Genomic DNA, 17,696 nt, shown 5'->3' with positions numbered 1-17,696 from the left:
GTCAATCCTCCGCCCGCCCGATCAGGGCTCCAGCACGCCGCGCAGGAATCGAGCGCTCCGCTCGCGCACCTCCGGCCGGTTCAGGATCGTGTGCACGTCGGCATCGATCACCATCACCTCCGCCTTCGCATCGTCCTTGAGCGCGGCGGCGCAGGATCCGGTGACGGGGCGGTCCTTGTTCCAGGGATTGGCAGCCGAGAAATACGGATCGCGCGCCGAGATCGCGTTCAGCACCGGCTCCTTTGGGCCGATGCCGAGCCTGGGCGCGGTGACGAAGTAGTTGTCCTCGCACGACCACGAATAGATCAGCCGCGCCGCCACATCCTTGCCGGCGTAGCGGCCGACCGCCACCGCGCCCTCGCTGGTGCCTGCCAGCACGATCCGCAGCCGGTCCACCCAGCTCCAATCGCGCGACGCCTTCAGCGCGTTCTCCAGTTCGGCCAGCCGCAAGGCGTGGACGCGCTCATAGATCGCGACGTCGACCGGCGAGGCGTAGGTCAGCCGGTCGGGAATCGCGAGGCTGTCGGGCGCCACCGACGCCACGCCGAGCTCATCGGCGAGCCAGGCCTGGAACTCCTTCACCGCCGGCGCGACGCCGCTCGACCCGTGCATCACGATCACGAGCGGCGCGATCCCGATTACGTCGGGCGCGTCCTCCGCATGCCCCTCCCAGCGCCGTCCGCCGACGAGCGCCGCCGGCAACACCACATGGGCCAGGCTCCAGGTCAGCGCGAGATTCGCCGACGACGGCTCCAGCACCGTGCCCCTGGTCTCGCCGGGCGTGTCGGCCGCGAGGCAAGCGGTCACGAGCAGCAGGGCGGCAGCCACCGACAGGACACGCGCCACGAACATGATCGATCCGTCCTCCTGCGAGGCGAGCACAGCGAGCCTGGCGCGCACCGTCCGTTTCAATCACGGCATCGGGCTGCGGACAAGCAAGGTGCGACGGACAGAGCATGCAGGGCACGCATGCGGTGACGCGATCAGCGCGCGCGCAGCCGCCGGCGCTGGGCGCGTGGCGTGTCCATCGACCGGACGTGATGGCGAGGCGTGGCCGCAGCGCAGAAGATCGCATTGGGCGCGGCGGCCGGCACGGCGGCGGCCTCGCGCGCTCCTCCGCAGCCGCTGACGACGCGAAGCCGCGGCACAACCGGCGACATGTCCCGCAAGCTCTCCTGCCGTACGCTCACATCGCTCGGGATCTCCACGGGAGAGAGAGCCAGCAGCGTCGCCCGCAAGCCGCGAAGGATGGCGGCCATTGCGCGCAACGGCCGCGCCCAGCGAAACCGCCGGGCCGACCGCTTGGCGCGGCCCTCGGCGCGCTTGGCTCGCCCGGCTCCGCTGCCGCGCCGGCCGCGCTGACTGGACGCGGATCCCTCTTCATCGACCTGCAGCATCGGCCGGAACGACAGTTCCGAGGGACCAGCCGCGATCAACAACTTGCGCATGCGTCTCACCTTGATCTCGTGACGGCCAACCCGGCGGCCACGTTCGTCGAGACCATCGCGCAAGGACGGTGACCGCAAGCTGTTGCCCGATGTCAGCGACATGTCAGCTCCGCCGCCGGCGGTATCGTCGCCGGAAGCGGGTCATGGCTCACATTCTCTCTCCCAGCCGCGCCATCACCAGATCGAGCACGTCGGCCTCGTCGAACGCCGCCGCGGTGAGCGCCGCGCCCGCCGCGATCAGTTCGTCGTGACCAAGGTTGGTGCGCATGCCGACGGTGGCGATGCCGGCCGCCGTCGCCGCCGCGATGCCGGCGCGGGAATCCTCGAAGGCGACCGACCATTCCGGCACGGCATCGATCGCACGCAGGCCTTCCAGATAGGGCAGCGGGTGCGGCTTGCCGTGCGGCAGCTCGTCGCCGATGACCACGGCGCGAAACCGGTCCATCACGCCGAGCCCGTGCAGGATCAGCTCGGCATTGGCCCGCGGCGCGTTGGTCACGGCCACCACTGGAATCGCCGCCGCCGCGGCCCGATCGAGCAGCGCCGTCAGGCCCGGCAGCGGCTGCACCGCGCCGGCGGCGAGGCTGCGAAACACCTCCTCCTTCTGCGCCATGACCGCCGCGCGCCGCTCGGGCGCCTCATCCGGCAGAAATTGGGCGGAGATCGACAGATTGGAGCGGCCGAGCAGTTCGCGGGCCGCCCGCGCGCGGTCGAACACGTGGCCATACGGCCCAAACACCGCGTTGAAGGCCTGCAGATGCAGCGCATCGGTGTCGGCGAGCGTGCCGTCGATGTCGAACAGCAAAGCCCGCCCCTTATTGATAACGCCTCGCATCAGCAAATTGACCTCAACTCATCCGGATGTTGACGCGATCTGATCCAACTCTCGACCATTCCGCCTGTCGTTATTCCCCAAACGGCGTGAAACCGCGACGGGGGAAATTGCGATGATCGGCCAGTTGAGCGCATTGCCTGTTTTGACTTCGTCGAGGCTCGGAGCGGTCGCCGCGCTGGTCTCCGTCATCTGCATTGCCGCGCCCGGCGCCGCGCAGGCCGGATCCGCCAACGGCGACTTGGTCAACGGCCAGTACTGCAACGATCTCTGCAAGGCCTATATGGCCTGGTCCAACCGCATGCTGGCCGTCACCCAGCCGGCGTCCTATTCGCGGCCGCAGGTGCGGGTCGCGGTGCCGCAGAGCATGACGCCCAAGAAAATGGACAAGGCCGAGAAGCCGGACCGGATGGCGCAGCACGGACCGAAGCCGCATCGGCCGGCCAACCTGAACTCCTTCGCCCAGCTGCCCTCCGGCAGCCAGGCCACGCAGTCTTCGATGGAGCCGCCACCGAGCGACCTCGCCGCGTCGGACGAGCCGGGGCCGGCGACAGGTCGGCTGTTCGCCGCCGACCCGCTGCCCCACTCCGCCATCGCCGACATGCGCCGCGCGACCGACGCCGCCGGCCTGCGGCTGGTGTCGGTGACCGAGCCCGTCACGGTCGGCGAGGCCGGCGGCAGCCCGCGCTCGAAGATGCCCTCGATCTGGATCATGCTCGCGGCAGCCGCGCTGCTGGCCTATTTCGGGCACGGCTGGCTCAAGCGCCGCAACGGCGCGTCGCATCACCTCAACTGAGACGGCAGGAACTGCGACGTCAGATCGCCCGCGCAACGCCGCGGGAACCATTCCGGACAAATTGACCACCTGCCCTCGCCTGCGACCGGGGCTTCGGTTGAACTCGCAGCGCCGCGGCTCTATGCGTGAGCGATGAACATCGCCCTCACCGCCCCACCGCTGAGTTCCTGGCCGCGCCATCGCGCGGACCTGAAGCCTGCGCCGTTCCTGCCGATGAGCCGCAAGGAGATGGACGCGCTCGGCTGGGACGCGTGCGACATCGTGCTGGTGACCGGCGACGCCTATGTCGACCATCCCTCGTTCGGCATGGCGATCATCGGCCGGCTGCTCGAGGCCCAGGGCTTTCGCGTCGGCATCATCTCGCAGCCCGACTGGCACTCCGCCGAGCCGTTCAAGGCGCTCGGCAAACCACGCGTGTTCTTCGGCGTCACCGGCGGCAACATGGACTCCATGGTCAACCGCTACACCGCCGACCGCCGCATCCGCAGCGACGACGCCTATACGCCCAATGGCGAAGGCGGCAGGCGGCCGGACCGCTGCACGCTGGTCTATGCCCAGCGCTGCCGCGAGGCGTTCAAGGACGTGCCGGTCGTGCTCGGCGGCATCGAGGCGTCGCTGCGCCGCATCGCGCATTACGACTACTGGTCCGACAAGGTGCGCCGCTCGGTGCTGGCCGACGCAAAGGCCGACATCCTGATCTACGGCAATGCCGAGCGCGCCGTGATCGAGGTCGCGCACCGGATCGCCGGCGGCGAAGCGCCGAAGGACATCCAGTCGGTGCGCGGCACCGCGCTGTTCCGCAAAGTGCCCGAGGGCTTTGTCGAGCTGCATGCCGACGATCTCGACTCCGCCGACGAAGGCGCTGCGCGCGAGAAGGGCGACGTCGTGGTCCGGCTGCCGTCCTGCGAGCAGGTCGAGGCGGACAAGGAAGCCTATGCCCGCGCCTCGCGCGTGCTGCACCGGGAGAGCAATCCGGGCAATGCGCGTCCCCTCGTGCAGCGTCATGGCGATCGCGACCTCTGGCTCAACCCGCCGCCGATCCCGCTGACCATGGCGGAGATGGATAGCGTCTACGATCTGCCCTACGCCCGCGCGCCACACCCGTCCTATGGCGATGCCAAGATCCCGGCCTGGGACATGATCAAGTTCTCGGTGACGATCATGCGCGGCTGCTTCGGCGGCTGCACCTTCTGCTCGATCACCGAGCATGAGGGCCGCATCATCCAGAGCCGCTCGGAAGGCTCGATCCTGCAGGAAATCGAACGTATCAGGGACAAGACGCCGGGCTTCACCGGCGTGATCTCCGACATCGGCGGCCCCACCGCCAACATGTACCGGATGGCGTGCAAGGACCCCAAGGTCGAGGCCGCCTGCCGCCGGCCAAGCTGCGTGTTTCCGGAGATCTGCCCGAACCTCAACACCTCGCATGACGATCTCATCCGGCTCTATCGCAAGGTGCGCGAGGTCAAGGGCATCAAGCGCGTGATGGTCGCCTCCGGCGTGCGCTACGATCTCGCGGTCGAGAGCCCGGCCTACATCAAGGAGCTGGTCACGCATCACGTCGGCGGCTATCTGAAGATCGCGCCGGAGCATACCGAGCGCGGCCCGCTCGACAAGATGATGAAGCCGGGCATCGGCAGCTATGACCGCTTCAAGCAGATGTTCGACGCCGCCGCCAAGGAGGCCGGCAAGAAGTACTACCTGATCCCGTATTTCATCGCCGCCCATCCCGGCACGTCAGACGAGGACATGATGAACCTCGCGCTGTGGCTCAAGCGCAACCGCTACCGCGCCGATCAGGTCCAGACCTTCCTGCCATCGCCGATGGCGACCGCAACGGCGATGTACCACACCGGCGTCAACCCGCTGCGCGGCGTCCGCCATGGTGGCAGCGACAAGGTCGAAGCCATCAAGGGCCTGCGGCAGCGAAGGCTGCACAAGGCATTCCTGCGCTATCACGATCCGGACAATTGGCCGGTGCTGCGCGATGCGCTCAGGGCGATGGGCCGCGCCGATCTGATCGGCTCGCGTCCCGAGCAATTGGTCCCCGCGCATCAGCCGCCGGGCACCGGCAAGGCCGCGACGACACGGCGGCCGGTGCGCCCGGAGCAGCGACCGCAGCGTTTCACGACGAAGGGTGTGCGGATCAGGAAGTAGTCCGCGCTGGACGACCTCCGATCTCGGCGTCAAGGGCAAGCCCGCGCCCCACACTCCCCCGTCGTCCCGGACGAGCGCGCATCGCGCGCGAAGATCCGGGATCCATAACCACAGGGAGACGTGTTGGGCACATCCTGAGCCGCCAGCGTGCCTCAAATATCCGCCGGTGGTGATGGGTCCCGGCTCAAGGCCGGGACGACACTGAGTGTGTCGCATGGCCGTTCCACCTCACAGGCGTGATGAGCATCGCGAGCGCGACGTATCCGCGCCCACGCACCACATCCACTGCACGATTTCTCCAAACAGCCCACCGCAGCCCCGCGACGCCACTCGCGCCCGGGTCATGCTGCCGACATCGCCCTCGACAAACGAGAGGGCGCGGGGAAGACCGGACCTCGACTGAGGTCCGTGGCCCGCCTGCAGAAAAAAATGCAGGCGGCAGGTACCACGGTTCAGCCGGACGACCCGGCCTTCCCCGCGCGCTGGTTTTAACGGCTGCTTCGCGATCTCCCTGGGGACCGAGCTTATTTGCCCCCATCACCGGCGAGACGCGTCTCCGCATCATCAACCGGCTTGACCTCAGCATCGGGAGGCCAGGACCACGCGACTTGACCGTACGCACCAGGCTCATTCGTCGGCCAGCTTGCGCAGAGCCCCAAGCCCGACACGTCCACCGCTCCCCGCTTGCTACGCTCCGTGACGATCGGCCGAAACGCCCCTCTTCATCGCGAGCGGGATGCCCGGAAACATCGGGCTGATTTGCCCGACGATGCAAGCCGAACAGCGTGCGACAAACTGGCTCGACGGGCAATCTGCGCATGACGGGGATGCGGGAATTGCCCGTCGGGCCGACGCCGACAAGAAGGAGCAAGAATCTAATTAATCTGAGGAGAACTCTCCCACGAGTTGCCAACGTATTCATTATTGTTCTCAGACAAAAACCACCCACCATCGTTCAGGCGACGGCACACGTTGTAACTGAACTTGCACCCCCAAACGTAAACACCGCCACCCCCTGTGATGCCATCCATTCTGAACATCGAATAGCCTGATTGATTGCGCTCGAATGAGCACTTGCGAAACATGATCTGCTCGACCTCGCCAAAGAAGCTACACAGATCAAACTCACGATTGTCAGCAAACACGCAACCAGTAAACGTAATGTTCTGGCTGTTGGAAATCTTGAGAATTCCGTAGGAGCAATCCCGAACCGTCGTATTGTCAACATCAACGTCAGCACAATTCTCAAACTCAAAGCCATATGTCCCTGATCCGTACAAATCGCAATTTCTGACCTTCACTCCATTGCAATTCACAAATCTCAGAACACCACCTTGACAGTACCCAGCGCTGACATGGCCTAAGGTAAGGTCAGTTATCGCAATGTTCCTGCAGTTCTCGAAAGTAATAACCCAAGAGTATTGCGGCTCGACCAAAAGCGCGGCATCATCACCTTCAATCTCGAAATGCTCCACCCCGGCGATGACAAGCTCCTTGCCATCGAAAACGCTGTTCCACCTCACGTTTTCGGTAGCAAGCGGAAAGCCATCGTTTAAAAGAAGTTCGACGCTACTTACGTGGACTATACGGTGAGACGAGACACTTTGGATTAGGGCTCTAACTGTCTCAATCGAAATGGGCGGCGACTGCTGTGCCGATCGAACAGGGTTGACAGGCTTGTAAGTCAGGCGCACCGGCTCGGACATTTGACTTGCGTCGAAGAATAGCTGGACGTCGACAAACGTCGCTTTCAGCAGCTCGTCCCGAAGAACCTCAATACTAGAAATGTCCAGCGTCCACCCGAGTGTATCGGATTCATTGCTCATAACACCTACCCCCATGGTCAAGGTGCCTTGAAATGACAGATGCAAAGGCTTCTTTCGGCGGGCCGGGCCGTTCACCGGCTGAATCTGGACCAGCCAATTGTCGCGCAATACATAAGGATGAATAGCAAAGACAGGCTTCCGCTTGAAGAACGCTTCAATATATCGCTCGGCTATCGGCTTTAGGACCCAAGTAGCAAGCGCAGTGATGACCGCAACAATCGCTGTGTTTAGGTCGACTTGCATTCCTTATTCACCTAGAATCGTAAAAGACGAGGATCATTGATCCGTTCACCAATCTGGCATGGCGACCCGATTCGTCAATCTTGGGTTGCTCCCCGAACCGCTTTATTTGCTTGCCTGCACCGTATGTTCAGCCAGCAGCGATTGCGGTGACACCGGTAGACTGCACACAATTGAACGCCAGCACGCCGCGCACTCACCGCCGGCTCATCTACCGGTGGGCACGCGTCGCCTCAAGGCAGCACTGTACCCAACTAGCCAGAGCCTAAGGCATCTCCCCAGCTCAAGCCGCCGTGGCTTGTTCACCGTCTCGATGCGATCGAGAATCTTGCCGAGATCGCGCCTCGCGATCTGGCGTCGTAGTCGGTCTGCAGATTGAGCCAGAGCTCCGGCGATGTATCGATGAATATGCATTGAATGCACCGATCGTCGTTCGGAAAAAGCGGCTTGCGCCGCCCGATCTCGGCGTGTAGATGGCGCCTGTCGCGAAAAGCGGTCGTTGCCTGCGGCCGAGTACAAGCCGTCCATCTGCCTTCTGGCATGGACCGGTCCAGCGTCTCCCACACATCAATCGCCTGACGGATCGTCAGGCTCCAGCGAGCGGTCGCGCATGTTTGCGCCATCGGCCCGCGTGGACCGGAGCGCGCCATGACCAGGGCTGTTGCCGTCATCTATCTCACCATCGTGCTCGATGCCGCCGGCATCGGGCTGATCTTTCCGATCCTGCCGGCGCTGCTGCACGACGTGACCCACGCCGGCGACGTGGCGTTCCTTCTCGGCGTCATGACGGCGCTCTACGCCGCGATGCAGTTCATCTGCGCCCCGGTGCTGGGCTCGCTGAGCGATCGGCTCGGCCGGCGCCCGCTGCTGCTGGTCTCGCTGGCCGGCGCCATCGTCAACTACCTATTCCTGGCGGCTGCGCCCGATCTCTGGATGCTCCTGCTCGGCCGCGCCATCGCCGGCGTCACCAGCGCCAACGTCTCGGTGGCCACCGCCTACATCACCGACGTCTCGCGCGAGGACGAGCGGGCCCGCCGCTTCGGCCTCCTCAATGCGATGTTTGGCATGGGATTCATCATCGGGCCAGTGCTCGGCGGCGCGCTCGGCGACCATTGGCTGCGGCTGCCGTTCGTCGTGGCGGCGGCCTTGAACGGATGCAACGTCCTGCTGGCGTTGCTGATGCTGCCGGAATCGCGACCACTGGACCCTGGCAAGATCGAGATCGCAGTTCTGAACCCGCTGCGGCCACTGCGCTGGGTGTTCGCCGTCAAGAGCCTGCTGCCGGTCGTTCTCCTCTTCTTCCTGTTCAGCGCGACCGGCGAGGCCTATGGCGTCTGCTGGGCGCTGTGGGGCGGCGACACCTTCCACTGGAGCGGTCTCTGGATCGGCCTGTCGCTCGGTGCCTTCGGGGTGTGCCAGATGCTGGCCCAAATATTCCTTCCCGGTCCGGCGGTGAGATTGCTGACCGAGCGCGGCGCGATCCTGACCGGAGTGACCTGTGTCTGCACGGCCCTCACCGCCATGGCGTTCGCCAACCAGAGCTGGATGGTGTTCGGCGCCATGCCGCTGTTCGCGCTCGGCGGCATGGGCATGCCGGCCCTGCAGTCCATCGCCACCCGGCAGGTGGACGCACATTTGCAGGGCCAGTTCCAGGGCGTGCTCGCCGCCACGGTCAGCCTCGCCTCGATCGTTGCGCCGCTCGGCTTCTCGAGCCTGTACTTCGCCGTCAGGGACGAATGGCCCGGGGCGATCTGGCTGTCGGTCGTCGCCATCTACGCGATCGCCATTCCCGTCGTTGTCACGCTGCGCCCGGCCAAGCCGGCGTCTGCGCCCTGATCGGAACGATCGCCGTCGCCGCCCGTTGGCCCGGATGCCTGAGATCGAACTTGCCAAGCCGCTCTCGCGAGCGATGCAGATCTATCGCCGCATGGCCAGACACGATCTGGACCAGGGGACGCGGCGCGCGCCGGCGCGGCACATGCGCGGGATGGCCGATCAGGGCGTGGATGATCCCGGCCGGCTGACCGTCTGCGGTTTGAGCTATTTGCGTCAACTCAACCGACAACGCGACCGCGAGCGATCCTGACCTGTCGCGGCGGACACATGGCGATTGATCGTGAGCGGACCGCACCTCCGATCCGCCCGATCGCTTGGCTACATCACGCCTTTCAGTTCAGGCGAGTGCGACGGAGATGGCCGGGGCAAGCCCGGCCATGACGACGATGAAATGGCGGGCATGACCTAGATCGACTACGCGATGACCTTCTCGCGCCCAATCAATCCTCTGCTGGTAGCGACCGCCTCAGTTCGCACTGATCGCGTGCAGATGCATCGCGAGCGTCATCGGATCGTGGTGCGGCTCGGCGGAATAGGACGCATAGGCCGTTGTGTGGTCATGGTTCGCGCCGGCATCGGTGCCATTCAGCGCAGCAGCATCGGCCTGGGCATTCGCCAGCACCTGCGCGGCGCCGGCGGCATCACCCAGCTTGGTGAGGCTGGCGGCCGTCTCGGCGGCCACGGCGGAGGCGATCACGGCGGCCTGCTGCGGCGTCTGCACCGGTGCGGCGACCCCGGCGGCGTGCGGGATCTGGGCGAGCAGCGCCTGCGTGTTGGGTGTCGAGATGTTGTAGCCGAGCGTCTCTAGCACCACGAGATCGATCGGCGACAGTGTCTGCGACGTGGTCGGATTGTAGAACTCGTTCAAGGGATCGCGGGCGCCCTGGATGCCGGTGTTGAGGAAGTCGGCCGGGTCCGACATCTGGCCGTAATCGGCGATCTTGGTGACGCCGCCGTCGAGCGAGAAATACGCGGGAGGCGCCGAGCTGATGCTGTTGTTGATCAGATGCTGCCCCGACTTGGTGAAGTCGAACAGGTCGAAGATGTCGAGATTGCCCGGCGACGGCACGCGTCCCAGCGCATGCGACAGTTCGTGCAGCGCGACGCCGACCAGCGACTGCGTCGGGATGTCGGTGTTGAAGACGGCGAAGCCGTCCTCCGTCGTCGTGCTGTTTGGATCGATGAGCCCGAGCACCTTGGCCTGCGCGTTGGCGACGAACACCTGGGAATGGCCCTGGACCGCCCGCCCCGTTGGCAGGTTGTCGAACACCGTGTCGCCGGCCGCCGCGTGGTCCTGCAGATCGGTTCGGAGCTGCGCGTAGTTGGCGAGGACGCCATTGGAGACATTGGCGCCGGCGCCGCCGCCGGTGCCGGCGAAATCGATCGCGAGGTTGACCGTGGCCTGATCGGTGATCGCCGAGGACAGGATCGCCGCGGCCTGCTCGACGCCGGCGCGGAAGCTTTCGGGCGCGGCAGCAGCGGCGGCATCGAAGGTGAGGTTGAAGGTGAGTCCGCCGGTATGAACCGAGACGGTCTCGGAGCCGTCGGCATGCACCACCGGATCCGACACCGCGCCGGGCGGCAGCACGACCGGCGAGGCGGCCGCAGCCATATTGGTCGTCGTGTTCTTCGCCGCCGCGGCCGGATCGGGCATCATGAGGCCATCTGAGCTCAGCCCGAGCTGGTCATAGGTCAGCGTGTTCATCAGACGGACTCCTTGATCATGGCCCCCGCGTCTCCAGCTGCGAGGCGTTCGCAGGCCGCGACCATCGTCGGCAAGTGAGTGAAAAGTCTGACGCTGCCGGACCCACTTCGGGGCAGCCGCGCCACGGTTTGGATGCGGCCGGGCGGGCCCGCCATGCTCCTGCCGCGCTGGTCTCGCGCGACGAATGACGGCAATCTGCGGCAGGCGTCCGCGATGGATGCAGCCAACATCATTCAGATCGAGAGCCTCCCATGAAGATGCGCCCGCTCGGCCGTTCCGGCCTCAACGTTCCGCCCCTCTGCTTCGGCTGCAACGTGTTCGGCTGGACGGTGGACGAGGCGGCCTCGTTCCGCCTGCTCGACAAGGTGCTGGAGTCCGGGATCAACTTCCTCGACACGGCGGACGTCTATTCGCGCTGGGTGCCCGGCCACAGCGGCGGCGAGTCCGAGACCATCATCGGCAAGTGGATGAAGCTGCGCGGCAACCGCGATCGCATCATCCTCGCCACCAAGGTCGGCATGGACATGGGCGACGGCAAGGTCGGGCTGAAGGCCGACTACATCGCGCGCGCGGTGGAGGACAGCCTGCGCCGGCTGCAGACCGACGTGATCGATCTCTATCAGTCGCACAAGGACGACGAGACGACGCCGCAGGAGGAGACGCTGGCGGCCTATGACAGGCTGATCAAGGCCGGCAAGGTGCGGGTCATCGGCGCCTCGAACTTCTCGGCGGAGCGGCTGCAGGCCGCGCTCGAGCTGTCGGCGAAGAGCGGCTTGCCGCGCTATGAGAGCCTGCAGCCGGAATACAGCCTCGCCGAGCGCGCATCCTACGAAGGCGCGCTGCAACGCGTCTGCGAGAACTACGGCGTCGGCGTCATCACCTTCTTCTCGCTGGCCGCCGGCTTCCTCACCGGCAAGTATCGCTCGGATGCCGATTTCGGCAAGAGCCCGCGCGGACAGCGCGGCATCCCGAAATACATGAACGAGCGCGGCATGCGCATCCTCGCCGCGCTGGACGCGGTCGCAAGGGAGACCGGAGCGCAACAGGCCTCGATCGCGCTGGCGTGGCTGCTGGCGAAGCCGTCGGTGACGGCGCCGATCGCCAGCGCCACCAGGCCCGAGCACGTCGACACCCTGGTGGCGGCGACGGAGCTCGCGCTGACTGCGGATCAGGTCGCGCGGCTCGACGCGGCCAGCGCGTGAGCGCCGGCGCGCGGCGCCATCATTCAGCGCCGAGCATGCGACGTTTCGACACGCACGCAGTACGATCGTTCTCCGCCGAACTCGGCCTGTGATCGAGGATTCGGCGCGCTCAGCGCCGGTCCTTGATCGCGGCACTTGATCACGCTGCTCCTGCACCGCATTTTCAGCACAGCCGTGAAGCGGGCCGGGCGACTTTGCAGCATCTCGCGGATCGCCACCTCACGGCCAAACTTCGGCCGGGATCGAACTGCTAAGTCCACTGTCAATTTAGAATGTATCGAGGAAGCGTTCGGTGAATCGTGTCGCGCGCGTAGCTGTTGGCGCATTCGTATTTGCAAGTGTTCTGTCATCCCTCGTGGCGCTGGCTGGCAGCGCCCGAGCGCAGCAATTGCCGCAGCGCCCGCCGACCGGCGGCGCCGTCGGTACGCTGCCGGACCGCGAGGCGCTGAACTCCGGCACCGTCACCGTGATCACCGCGCCGATCGGCGGACCGATGTCGGTCATGGGCTCCGACATGGCCGCGGTGCTCGACGAGGGCGAGAGCCTGCGCGTGCTGCCGATCCTCGGCAGGGGCTCGGCGCAGAACCTCATCGACATCATCATGTTGAAGAACATCGACATGGGCTTCGTCACCACCGACGCGCTGGAATTCGTGAAGACGGAATACAACATTCCAGACATTGCGCAGCGCGTGCGCTACATCGCGCAGCTCTTCCACAACGACGTCCACATCGTCGCGCGGCGCGAGATCCGCTCGCTGGAGGATCTCAATGGACGGCGGGTGTTCGCCGAGCGCTCGATCGGCCTGCCGGCTGCGCGCACGATCTTCCGCCGGCTCGGCATCCGCGCCGACATCGACTCCCAGACCGATCCGACCGGCGGGCTGCAGAAGCTGATCGACGGCCAGGGCGATGCCTGGATCGCCTCGGTGTCGAAGGACGCGCCGATCATCAAGGGCATCAAGAACGAGGGCGGCCGGCTGCATCTCCTGACGATCCCCTATGACCACGCGCTGCAGGACATCTATCTGCCGTCGTCGTTCTCGTCCGAGGAATATCCGAACCTGGTGCCGCCCGGCACCAAGGTCGAGACCGTCGCCGCCTCGACCGTGCTGATGGTCTACAATTGGCCGGAGAACAGCGAGCGCTATCGCCGCACGGCGCGGTTCGTCGACGCGCTGTTCGGCAAGATCCAGGTGCTGCAATCGCCGCCGCGGCATCCGAAATGGCGCGACACCGTGCTGTCGGCGCCGGTGCAGGGACTGGTCCGCTTCAAGGCGGCGCAGGAATGGCTCGACGGCGCCCGCACGATGCAGTCGCCGGGTCAGGATGCCAACCCGGCCGAATTCCGCAAGTTTCTCGACGAGCGCAAGGCGCAGGCGCGGATGTCGCCGGACGAGGCCGCGAGACTCTACAGCGACTTCCTGAAGTGGCAGCGGAGCAGGGAGCCGCGCTGAGCGCGGGCCGCGCGAGGCTCGCGAGGTCGGGCCGCGGAATCGTTAAACGGAGCGCGGCGGCGGCGCGGCCTTCTCGGCTGTGCGGCGGACCGCCGGGATTGCCGCCTCGGCCGCCGCCGGTGCACCGCCCGGCTGAGGCGCGGCAGGCGCGAAGCTGAGCTCGACCGTGGTGCCGCCACCTGGCGTCTCACGCAACGCCACGCGGCCGTGATGCGTCGCCATGACCTGCGACACGATCGAGAGCCCGAGCCCCATGCCGTCGCCATGGGCGCGGCCGCGCTCGAACGGCTGCAGCAGGCGCTCGGGCTGATCGGCCTGCAGGCCCGGCCCCGAATCGATCACGCTCAGGCGCGCCGACGCGTCGACCTCGACGAGAATCGGACCGCCGGCGCCGGCATGCATGACGGCGTTCCTGATCAGGTTGGAGAGCGCGACCGCCAACGCGGGCTCCGAGCCGAGGATCGAGACCGGCGCATCGCATCCGGCGAAGCCGATCTCGAGGCCGGCCTTCAGCGCCATCGGCACATGCTCGGCCGTGACGCGCCGGGCCAGCGCCACCAGATCGATCTCGGTCAGCTCGACCGGCTCCATCGAAATGCGAGCCAGTTGCAGCAGCATGGTGACGATCGACGACAGCTTCTGGTTCTCGCCGACGAGACGTGCCCGCAAGCCAGCATCCGGGATTGCCTCGAGCATGGTCCGCGCATTGGTCAGCGGCGTCCGCAGCTCATGCGCCGCGTTGGACAGGAAGTTGCGCTGCGCCTCCGCGGCATGATCGATGCGCGACAGGGCGCGATTGAACGCGGTGACCAGCGGCAGCAATTCCGCCGGCGCGTCCCGCTCGGGCAGCCGTCGGCCGTCCGGCACGCCGTCGATCATCTCGGCCGCGCGCGCCACCGCACGAACCGGGCGCGCGATCAGCGTCGGCACGAACACCAGGGCCGCGAATACCGTCACGACCAGCACCAGGATGATTGGAAGCGCAACGACCGTCGCGTCGGTCAGCGTGCCCAGCATCAGCTGCGTCGACGTATAGGCGACGCCGCCGGTCTCGATCCAGACCTCACCGACCGGCGTATTCCGAACGGCCGTCATGCGTTTGAAATTCCGCGTCTCGCCATCGATCGCATAGGCCAGAAAGCTGGTGCCGTCCTGCGACGACGGAGGCTTGTGCGGACGCCATTTCGGAATCGGCCCGTAGCTGACCTCGCCGCTCTTGTCGGAGACAACGTACCAGAAAGTCGCGAAATCCTGGATGATCTTGTCGAGACGCGACGTCTGCTTGATGAGCAGCTTGCCGCCGGCATCGCGGGATACGGCCTCCTTCAGCGCATCGGCGACGTCGGCGGCGCCCCATGTGCCGTCATCGTCGCCGCCGAACCGGATCAGCAGGGCGGCCGCGCAGATCAGCATGATGGTGGTGACCACCCCGATCAACGTCGCCGAGAGCAACGTGATCGAGCGGCGGATACGGCTGAGCTTCTGCCACCTCACCTGCGTCACTCGCCGCTGAGGAGATAGCCGAGGCCGCGCACCGGCCTGATGGCGGCCTTGCAATTGGCCTCGCGCAGCCGGCGGCGCAACCGCGAGACGTGGGCCTCGATGGCATTCGACTGGATCTCGTCCTCAAAGCCATAGGCCGCGGCTTCGAGCGTCTCGCGCAGGACCACCCGCCCGCTGCGGCGGACCAGCGCCTCAAGGATTGCCAGCTCGCGCCGCGGCACCACGATGGGCACGTCCTCGACGCAGACGGCGCGATTGACGATGTCGTAGCTCAGATTGGCGATGGAGACCGTCGCGCCGCGGTCGAGAAACAGCCGGCGCAGCACCGCCCTCGCCCGTGCCACCAGCTCGATCGGCTCGAACGGCTTGGCGACGTAGTCGTCGGCGCCTTCGTCGAGCGCACGCGCGATGTCGGCGGGGTCATCGAGCGCGGTCAGCACGACCGTCGCCGGGCTCGGCTTCTGCTGCCGCAGGTCCGGCAACAGCGCCAGCCCGTCGCCGTCCGGGAGGCCGCGGTCGATCACCACGAGCTCAAAATTGCGCACGGCGATCGCCGCACGCCCTTCGTCGAGCGTCGTGACGATGTCCGACGAGCCGAACGCCGTCGCGAGCGCATCCCGCAGCCAGATCCCCAGCTGGGGGTCATCCTCAACGACCAGAACGCGCACGCGATTCTCCCGCATCATCGACAATCGGCTGTTCCTATCATTACGGAGGGATTACAATAGGATTACGTCGGCGGCGTTCTGATACCTTTGTTTTGATCGCGCAAGCGAAGTTGACTCGTTCTGCCAGCGCCGATCGCGCGCAGCTCATATACTCCACGCTGCTGGCGGGCACTGGCCCTATCGCGACATCTCCGATTGCAGGCTGAACCGCTTCTCGGCTGGCGCGATTGCGGTCGTATGACGTGCCCCGCCGCGATGATCCGTTTTTCCATCGGCCGGCAAGCCGGCGGCGTCAGCCTTTCGTAATCGTCTTGGCCGAGACTGGCGCACTCAAACAAACGCTGAGGATTCGCCCGCATGGAGCCTGCCGCATGATCGACCGGACATACCGGACGATCCGCCATCCTCTATCGGCGAGGCCGCCGATCGCGCGTCCCATCCGTCGCCTCATCATTGATCAACATCGACATGTTCCATGAGTTTGCGTTCTCGACCGTCGCCGAACGGTCGGACAGCCATCCGGCGGCCTGGCGCATTCCATTCCTGCGCTGGCTGGACGGCATCGAGGCCGGCTGGGCGGTGCCGCTGCTGCTGACGTGCTTCGTGGCCGTGTGGACGGCCTATCTCTCGATCGCCTATGCCGGCGCCGGCCTGCATCCCGACGTTCTCGAGACCTGGACATTCGGACGGCAGTTCGCCTGGGGCTACGACAAGCATCCGCCGCTGATGGGCTGGATCGCCGGCGCCTGGACCGCCGTCTTCCCTCTCTCCGACTGGTCATTCCACCTGATGGCGATGACCAATGCGGCGCTGGCGCTGTGGTGCGTCGATCTCGTCTCGCGCCGTTTCGTCACTGGGGACAAGCGGGTGATCGTGCTGCTGATGCTGATGCTGACGCCGGCCTATCAGTTTCACGCACAGCGCTTCAACGCCAACTCGGTGCAGCTCGCGACGTGGCCGCTCGCCACCTACTGCTTCCTGCGCGCGTTCGAAACGCGAACGCTGCCCTGGGCAGCCGCCGCCGGCCTGACGACCGCGCTCGCACTGCTCGGCAAGTACTACTCGATCTTTCTGGTGATGAGCTTCGCATTCGCCGCCATGGCGCATCCGCAGCGACGCGCCTACTTCACATCGGCATCGCCGTGGATCTCCGGCGTCGTGGGCCTCGCCGTGCTGTCGATGCATCTCGACTGGCTCGTCGCCAACGATGCGGCCCCCATTCAGTACGCGCTGCTGCACGCCAGGTCCAACCTGTCCACGTCGTTACGGGATTCCCTGTTCTTCCTGCTGGGGCTCGCGGCCGCGATGGCCGTGCCGGCCGCGACCTGGCTGATCGTCGCCGGCGCCAGGATCAGGTCTTTCTCCACGGAGATGGCCACGCTGAACGACGGCCTCCGGCTGTTGTCATATATCGCCATCGGCACGCTCGGCCTGCCCGTCATCAACGCGCTGGTCATGGGCACCGACCTGCCGTCGCTATGGGCGCTGCAGGGACTGTTCTTGTTCGTCGTGGTCGTCGTCTGCGCCACCAGCTATCCGATCGCGCGCTTTCATACCGTCAACATCGCGGTGCTGACGGCCGGGATCGCCGTCCTGGCTGCGATCGTTGCGGCGCCGCTCCACGCCTTCTATCGCAACAAGCACGGCTATGAGGAAGGTCGTACCTTCTACCAGCAGACCGCGCGGGAAGCGACGCGACAATGGCGGGAGTTGACGGGGAAGCCGCTCGAGCATGTCGGCGGCACCGAGAGCCTTGCGCTCGCAACCACCTTCTACAGTGCCGATCATCCCGCTTACGGTCTGCCCACCACAGCCCACCAGACCGGTGCGGACTCTGGCAGCGGAGGCTGGATTTCGCTGTGCTTCCGCGACCAGGCGGATTGCATCGCCGCCGCGGAAGCGGCGGCCGCCGGATCCGGCAACTACGTCAAGCGCGAGTTCGCGGTGCAGGCCCGGCTGCTCGGCTGGACAGGATGCACACGAACGGTGGTGGCATTCCTGGTGACACGGCCGAAGGAACCATAGGT

Annotated in this window: 15 protein-coding genes; 7 read left to right on the top strand and 8 right to left on the bottom strand. The window is 66.0% G+C overall.

Annotated elements, in window-relative coordinates; translation table 11 throughout:
• Positions 1 to 21: 21 nt before the first annotated feature.
• The 3 genes from QX135_RS24380 to QX135_RS24370 all read right to left on the bottom strand — a co-directional run bounded on the left by QX135_RS24380 (position 22) and on the right by QX135_RS24370 (position 2,289).
• A complete protein-coding gene (locus tag QX135_RS24380) occupies positions 22 to 852 on the bottom strand; it encodes a hypothetical protein (RefSeq protein ID WP_315812580.1) in 831 nt (276 codons plus the stop codon).
• Between the two features lie 131 nt (positions 853 to 983).
• A complete protein-coding gene (locus QX135_RS24375) occupies positions 984 to 1,511 on the bottom strand; it encodes a hypothetical protein (RefSeq protein ID WP_316234344.1) in 528 nt (175 codons plus the stop codon).
• Between the two features lie 85 nt (positions 1,512 to 1,596).
• Positions 1,597 to 2,289 carry an HAD-IA family hydrolase gene (locus QX135_RS24370; RefSeq protein WP_315797145.1) on the bottom strand — a complete coding sequence of 231 codons (693 nt, stop codon included), beginning with the start codon at positions 2,287 to 2,289 and terminating at the stop codon, positions 1,597 to 1,599.
• 106 nt (positions 2,290 to 2,395) lie between these two features.
• Between QX135_RS24370 and QX135_RS24365 the strand changes: the two genes are divergently transcribed.
• Together QX135_RS24365 and QX135_RS24360 are read left to right on the top strand one after the other, a co-directional pair.
• On the top strand, positions 2,396 to 3,076 hold the full coding sequence (locus tag QX135_RS24365; protein ID WP_316234343.1) for a hypothetical protein: 681 nt from the start codon (positions 2,396 to 2,398) through the stop codon (positions 3,074 to 3,076).
• 132 nt (positions 3,077 to 3,208) lie between these two features.
• Entirely contained in the window at positions 3,209 to 5,233 is a 2,025-nt protein-coding gene (locus tag QX135_RS24360) for a YgiQ family radical SAM protein (protein WP_316234342.1), read from the top strand.
• Positions 5,234 to 6,108: 875 nt separating this feature from the next.
• On the opposite strand, the gene QX135_RS24355 is transcribed toward QX135_RS24360, so the two are convergent.
• Positions 6,109 to 7,302: a right-handed parallel beta-helix repeat-containing protein gene (locus QX135_RS24355; RefSeq protein ID WP_316234341.1), complete on the bottom strand. Its 1,194-nt coding sequence runs from the start codon at positions 7,300 to 7,302 to the stop codon at positions 6,109 to 6,111.
• Between the two features lie 299 nt (positions 7,303 to 7,601).
• Positions 7,602 to 7,970 (bottom strand): hypothetical protein, encoded by a 369-nt coding sequence (locus QX135_RS24350; protein ID WP_316234340.1) that lies wholly within the window; start codon positions 7,968 to 7,970, stop codon positions 7,602 to 7,604.
• On the opposite strand from QX135_RS24350, the gene QX135_RS24345 reads away from it, so the two are divergent.
• Positions 7,948 to 9,135 carry a TCR/Tet family MFS transporter gene (locus QX135_RS24345; RefSeq protein WP_316234339.1) on the top strand — a complete coding sequence of 396 codons (1,188 nt, stop codon included), beginning with the start codon at positions 7,948 to 7,950 and terminating at the stop codon, positions 9,133 to 9,135. The two genes, QX135_RS24350 and QX135_RS24345, sit on opposite strands and share 23 nt — an antisense overlap.
• A gap of 34 nt (positions 9,136 to 9,169) precedes the next feature.
• The gene (locus tag QX135_RS24340; RefSeq protein ID WP_316234338.1) at positions 9,170 to 9,385 is read left to right on the top strand and encodes a hypothetical protein; all 216 of its coding nucleotides are present in this window, start codon (positions 9,170 to 9,172) and stop codon (positions 9,383 to 9,385) included.
• Positions 9,386 to 9,601: 216 nt separating this feature from the next.
• Here QX135_RS24340 and QX135_RS24335 read toward each other — a convergent pair whose 3' ends face one another.
• Positions 9,602 to 10,840: an NF038122 family metalloprotease gene (locus tag QX135_RS24335; RefSeq protein ID WP_316234337.1), complete on the bottom strand. Its 1,239-nt coding sequence runs from the start codon at positions 10,838 to 10,840 to the stop codon at positions 9,602 to 9,604.
• A 251-nt stretch (positions 10,841 to 11,091) separates the two neighbouring features.
• Here QX135_RS24335 and QX135_RS24330 point away from each other — a divergent pair, with 251 nt between their 5' ends.
• Both QX135_RS24330 and QX135_RS24325 read left to right on the top strand, forming a co-directional pair.
• Positions 11,092 to 12,042 carry an aldo/keto reductase gene (locus tag QX135_RS24330; protein ID WP_316234336.1) on the top strand — a complete coding sequence of 317 codons (951 nt, stop codon included), beginning with the start codon at positions 11,092 to 11,094 and terminating at the stop codon, positions 12,040 to 12,042.
• Positions 12,043 to 12,334: 292 nt separating this feature from the next.
• Positions 12,335 to 13,498: a hypothetical protein gene (locus QX135_RS24325; RefSeq protein WP_316177426.1), complete on the top strand. Its 1,164-nt coding sequence runs from the start codon at positions 12,335 to 12,337 to the stop codon at positions 13,496 to 13,498.
• 42 nt (positions 13,499 to 13,540) lie between these two features.
• Here the strand turns inward: QX135_RS24325 and QX135_RS24320 are convergent, their stop codons facing one another.
• Positions 13,541 to 14,992 carry a HAMP domain-containing sensor histidine kinase gene (locus QX135_RS24320; protein ID WP_316177429.1) on the bottom strand — a complete coding sequence of 484 codons (1,452 nt, stop codon included), beginning with the start codon at positions 14,990 to 14,992 and terminating at the stop codon, positions 13,541 to 13,543.
• Between the two features lie 5 nt (positions 14,993 to 14,997).
• On the bottom strand, positions 14,998 to 15,669 hold the full coding sequence (locus QX135_RS24315) for a response regulator transcription factor (RefSeq protein WP_315734907.1): 672 nt from the start codon (positions 15,667 to 15,669) through the stop codon (positions 14,998 to 15,000).
• Positions 15,670 to 16,137: 468 nt separating this feature from the next.
• Here QX135_RS24315 and QX135_RS24310 point away from each other — a divergent pair, with 468 nt between their 5' ends.
• Positions 16,138 to 17,694, top strand: a complete 1,557-nt coding sequence (locus QX135_RS24310) for a glycosyltransferase family 39 protein (RefSeq protein WP_316177431.1) — start codon at positions 16,138 to 16,140, stop codon at positions 17,692 to 17,694.
• Positions 17,695 to 17,696 lie beyond the last annotated feature (2 nt).

The sequence above is a fragment of the Bradyrhizobium sp. SZCCHNR1098 genome, from assembly GCF_032489375.1.
Taxonomy (GTDB): Bacteria; Pseudomonadota; Alphaproteobacteria; order Rhizobiales; family Xanthobacteraceae; genus Bradyrhizobium.
The sequence above is the reverse complement of the archived record's forward strand: the minus strand, read 5'-3'. Positions and strand labels throughout refer to the sequence as shown.

Bases quoted from the DNA above. Each gene is read 5' to 3' on its own strand.
- QX135_RS24380 (WP_315812580.1), bottom strand. From the start codon at position 852: ATGTTCGTGGCGCGTGTCCTGTCGGTGGCTGCCGCCCTGCTGCTCGTG.
- QX135_RS24310 (WP_316177431.1), top strand. From the start codon at position 16,138: ATGTTCCATGAGTTTGCGTTCTCGACCGTCGCCGAACGGTCGGACAGC.
- QX135_RS24330 (WP_316234336.1), top strand. From the start codon at position 11,092: ATGAAGATGCGCCCGCTCGGCCGTTCCGGCCTCAACGTTCCGCCCCTC.
- QX135_RS24360 (WP_316234342.1), top strand. From the start codon at position 3,209: ATGAACATCGCCCTCACCGCCCCACCGCTGAGTTCCTGGCCGCGCCAT.
- QX135_RS24365 (WP_316234343.1), top strand. From the start codon at position 2,396: ATGATCGGCCAGTTGAGCGCATTGCCTGTTTTGACTTCGTCGAGGCTC.
- QX135_RS24355 (WP_316234341.1), bottom strand. From the start codon at position 7,302: ATGCAAGTCGACCTAAACACAGCGATTGTTGCGGTCATCACTGCGCTT.
- QX135_RS24350 (WP_316234340.1), bottom strand. From the start codon at position 7,970: ATGACGGCAACAGCCCTGGTCATGGCGCGCTCCGGTCCACGCGGGCCG.
- QX135_RS24345 (WP_316234339.1), top strand. From the start codon at position 7,948: ATGACCAGGGCTGTTGCCGTCATCTATCTCACCATCGTGCTCGATGCC.
- QX135_RS24335 (WP_316234337.1), bottom strand. From the start codon at position 10,840: ATGAACACGCTGACCTATGACCAGCTCGGGCTGAGCTCAGATGGCCTC.
- QX135_RS24340 (WP_316234338.1), top strand. From the start codon at position 9,170: ATGCCTGAGATCGAACTTGCCAAGCCGCTCTCGCGAGCGATGCAGATC.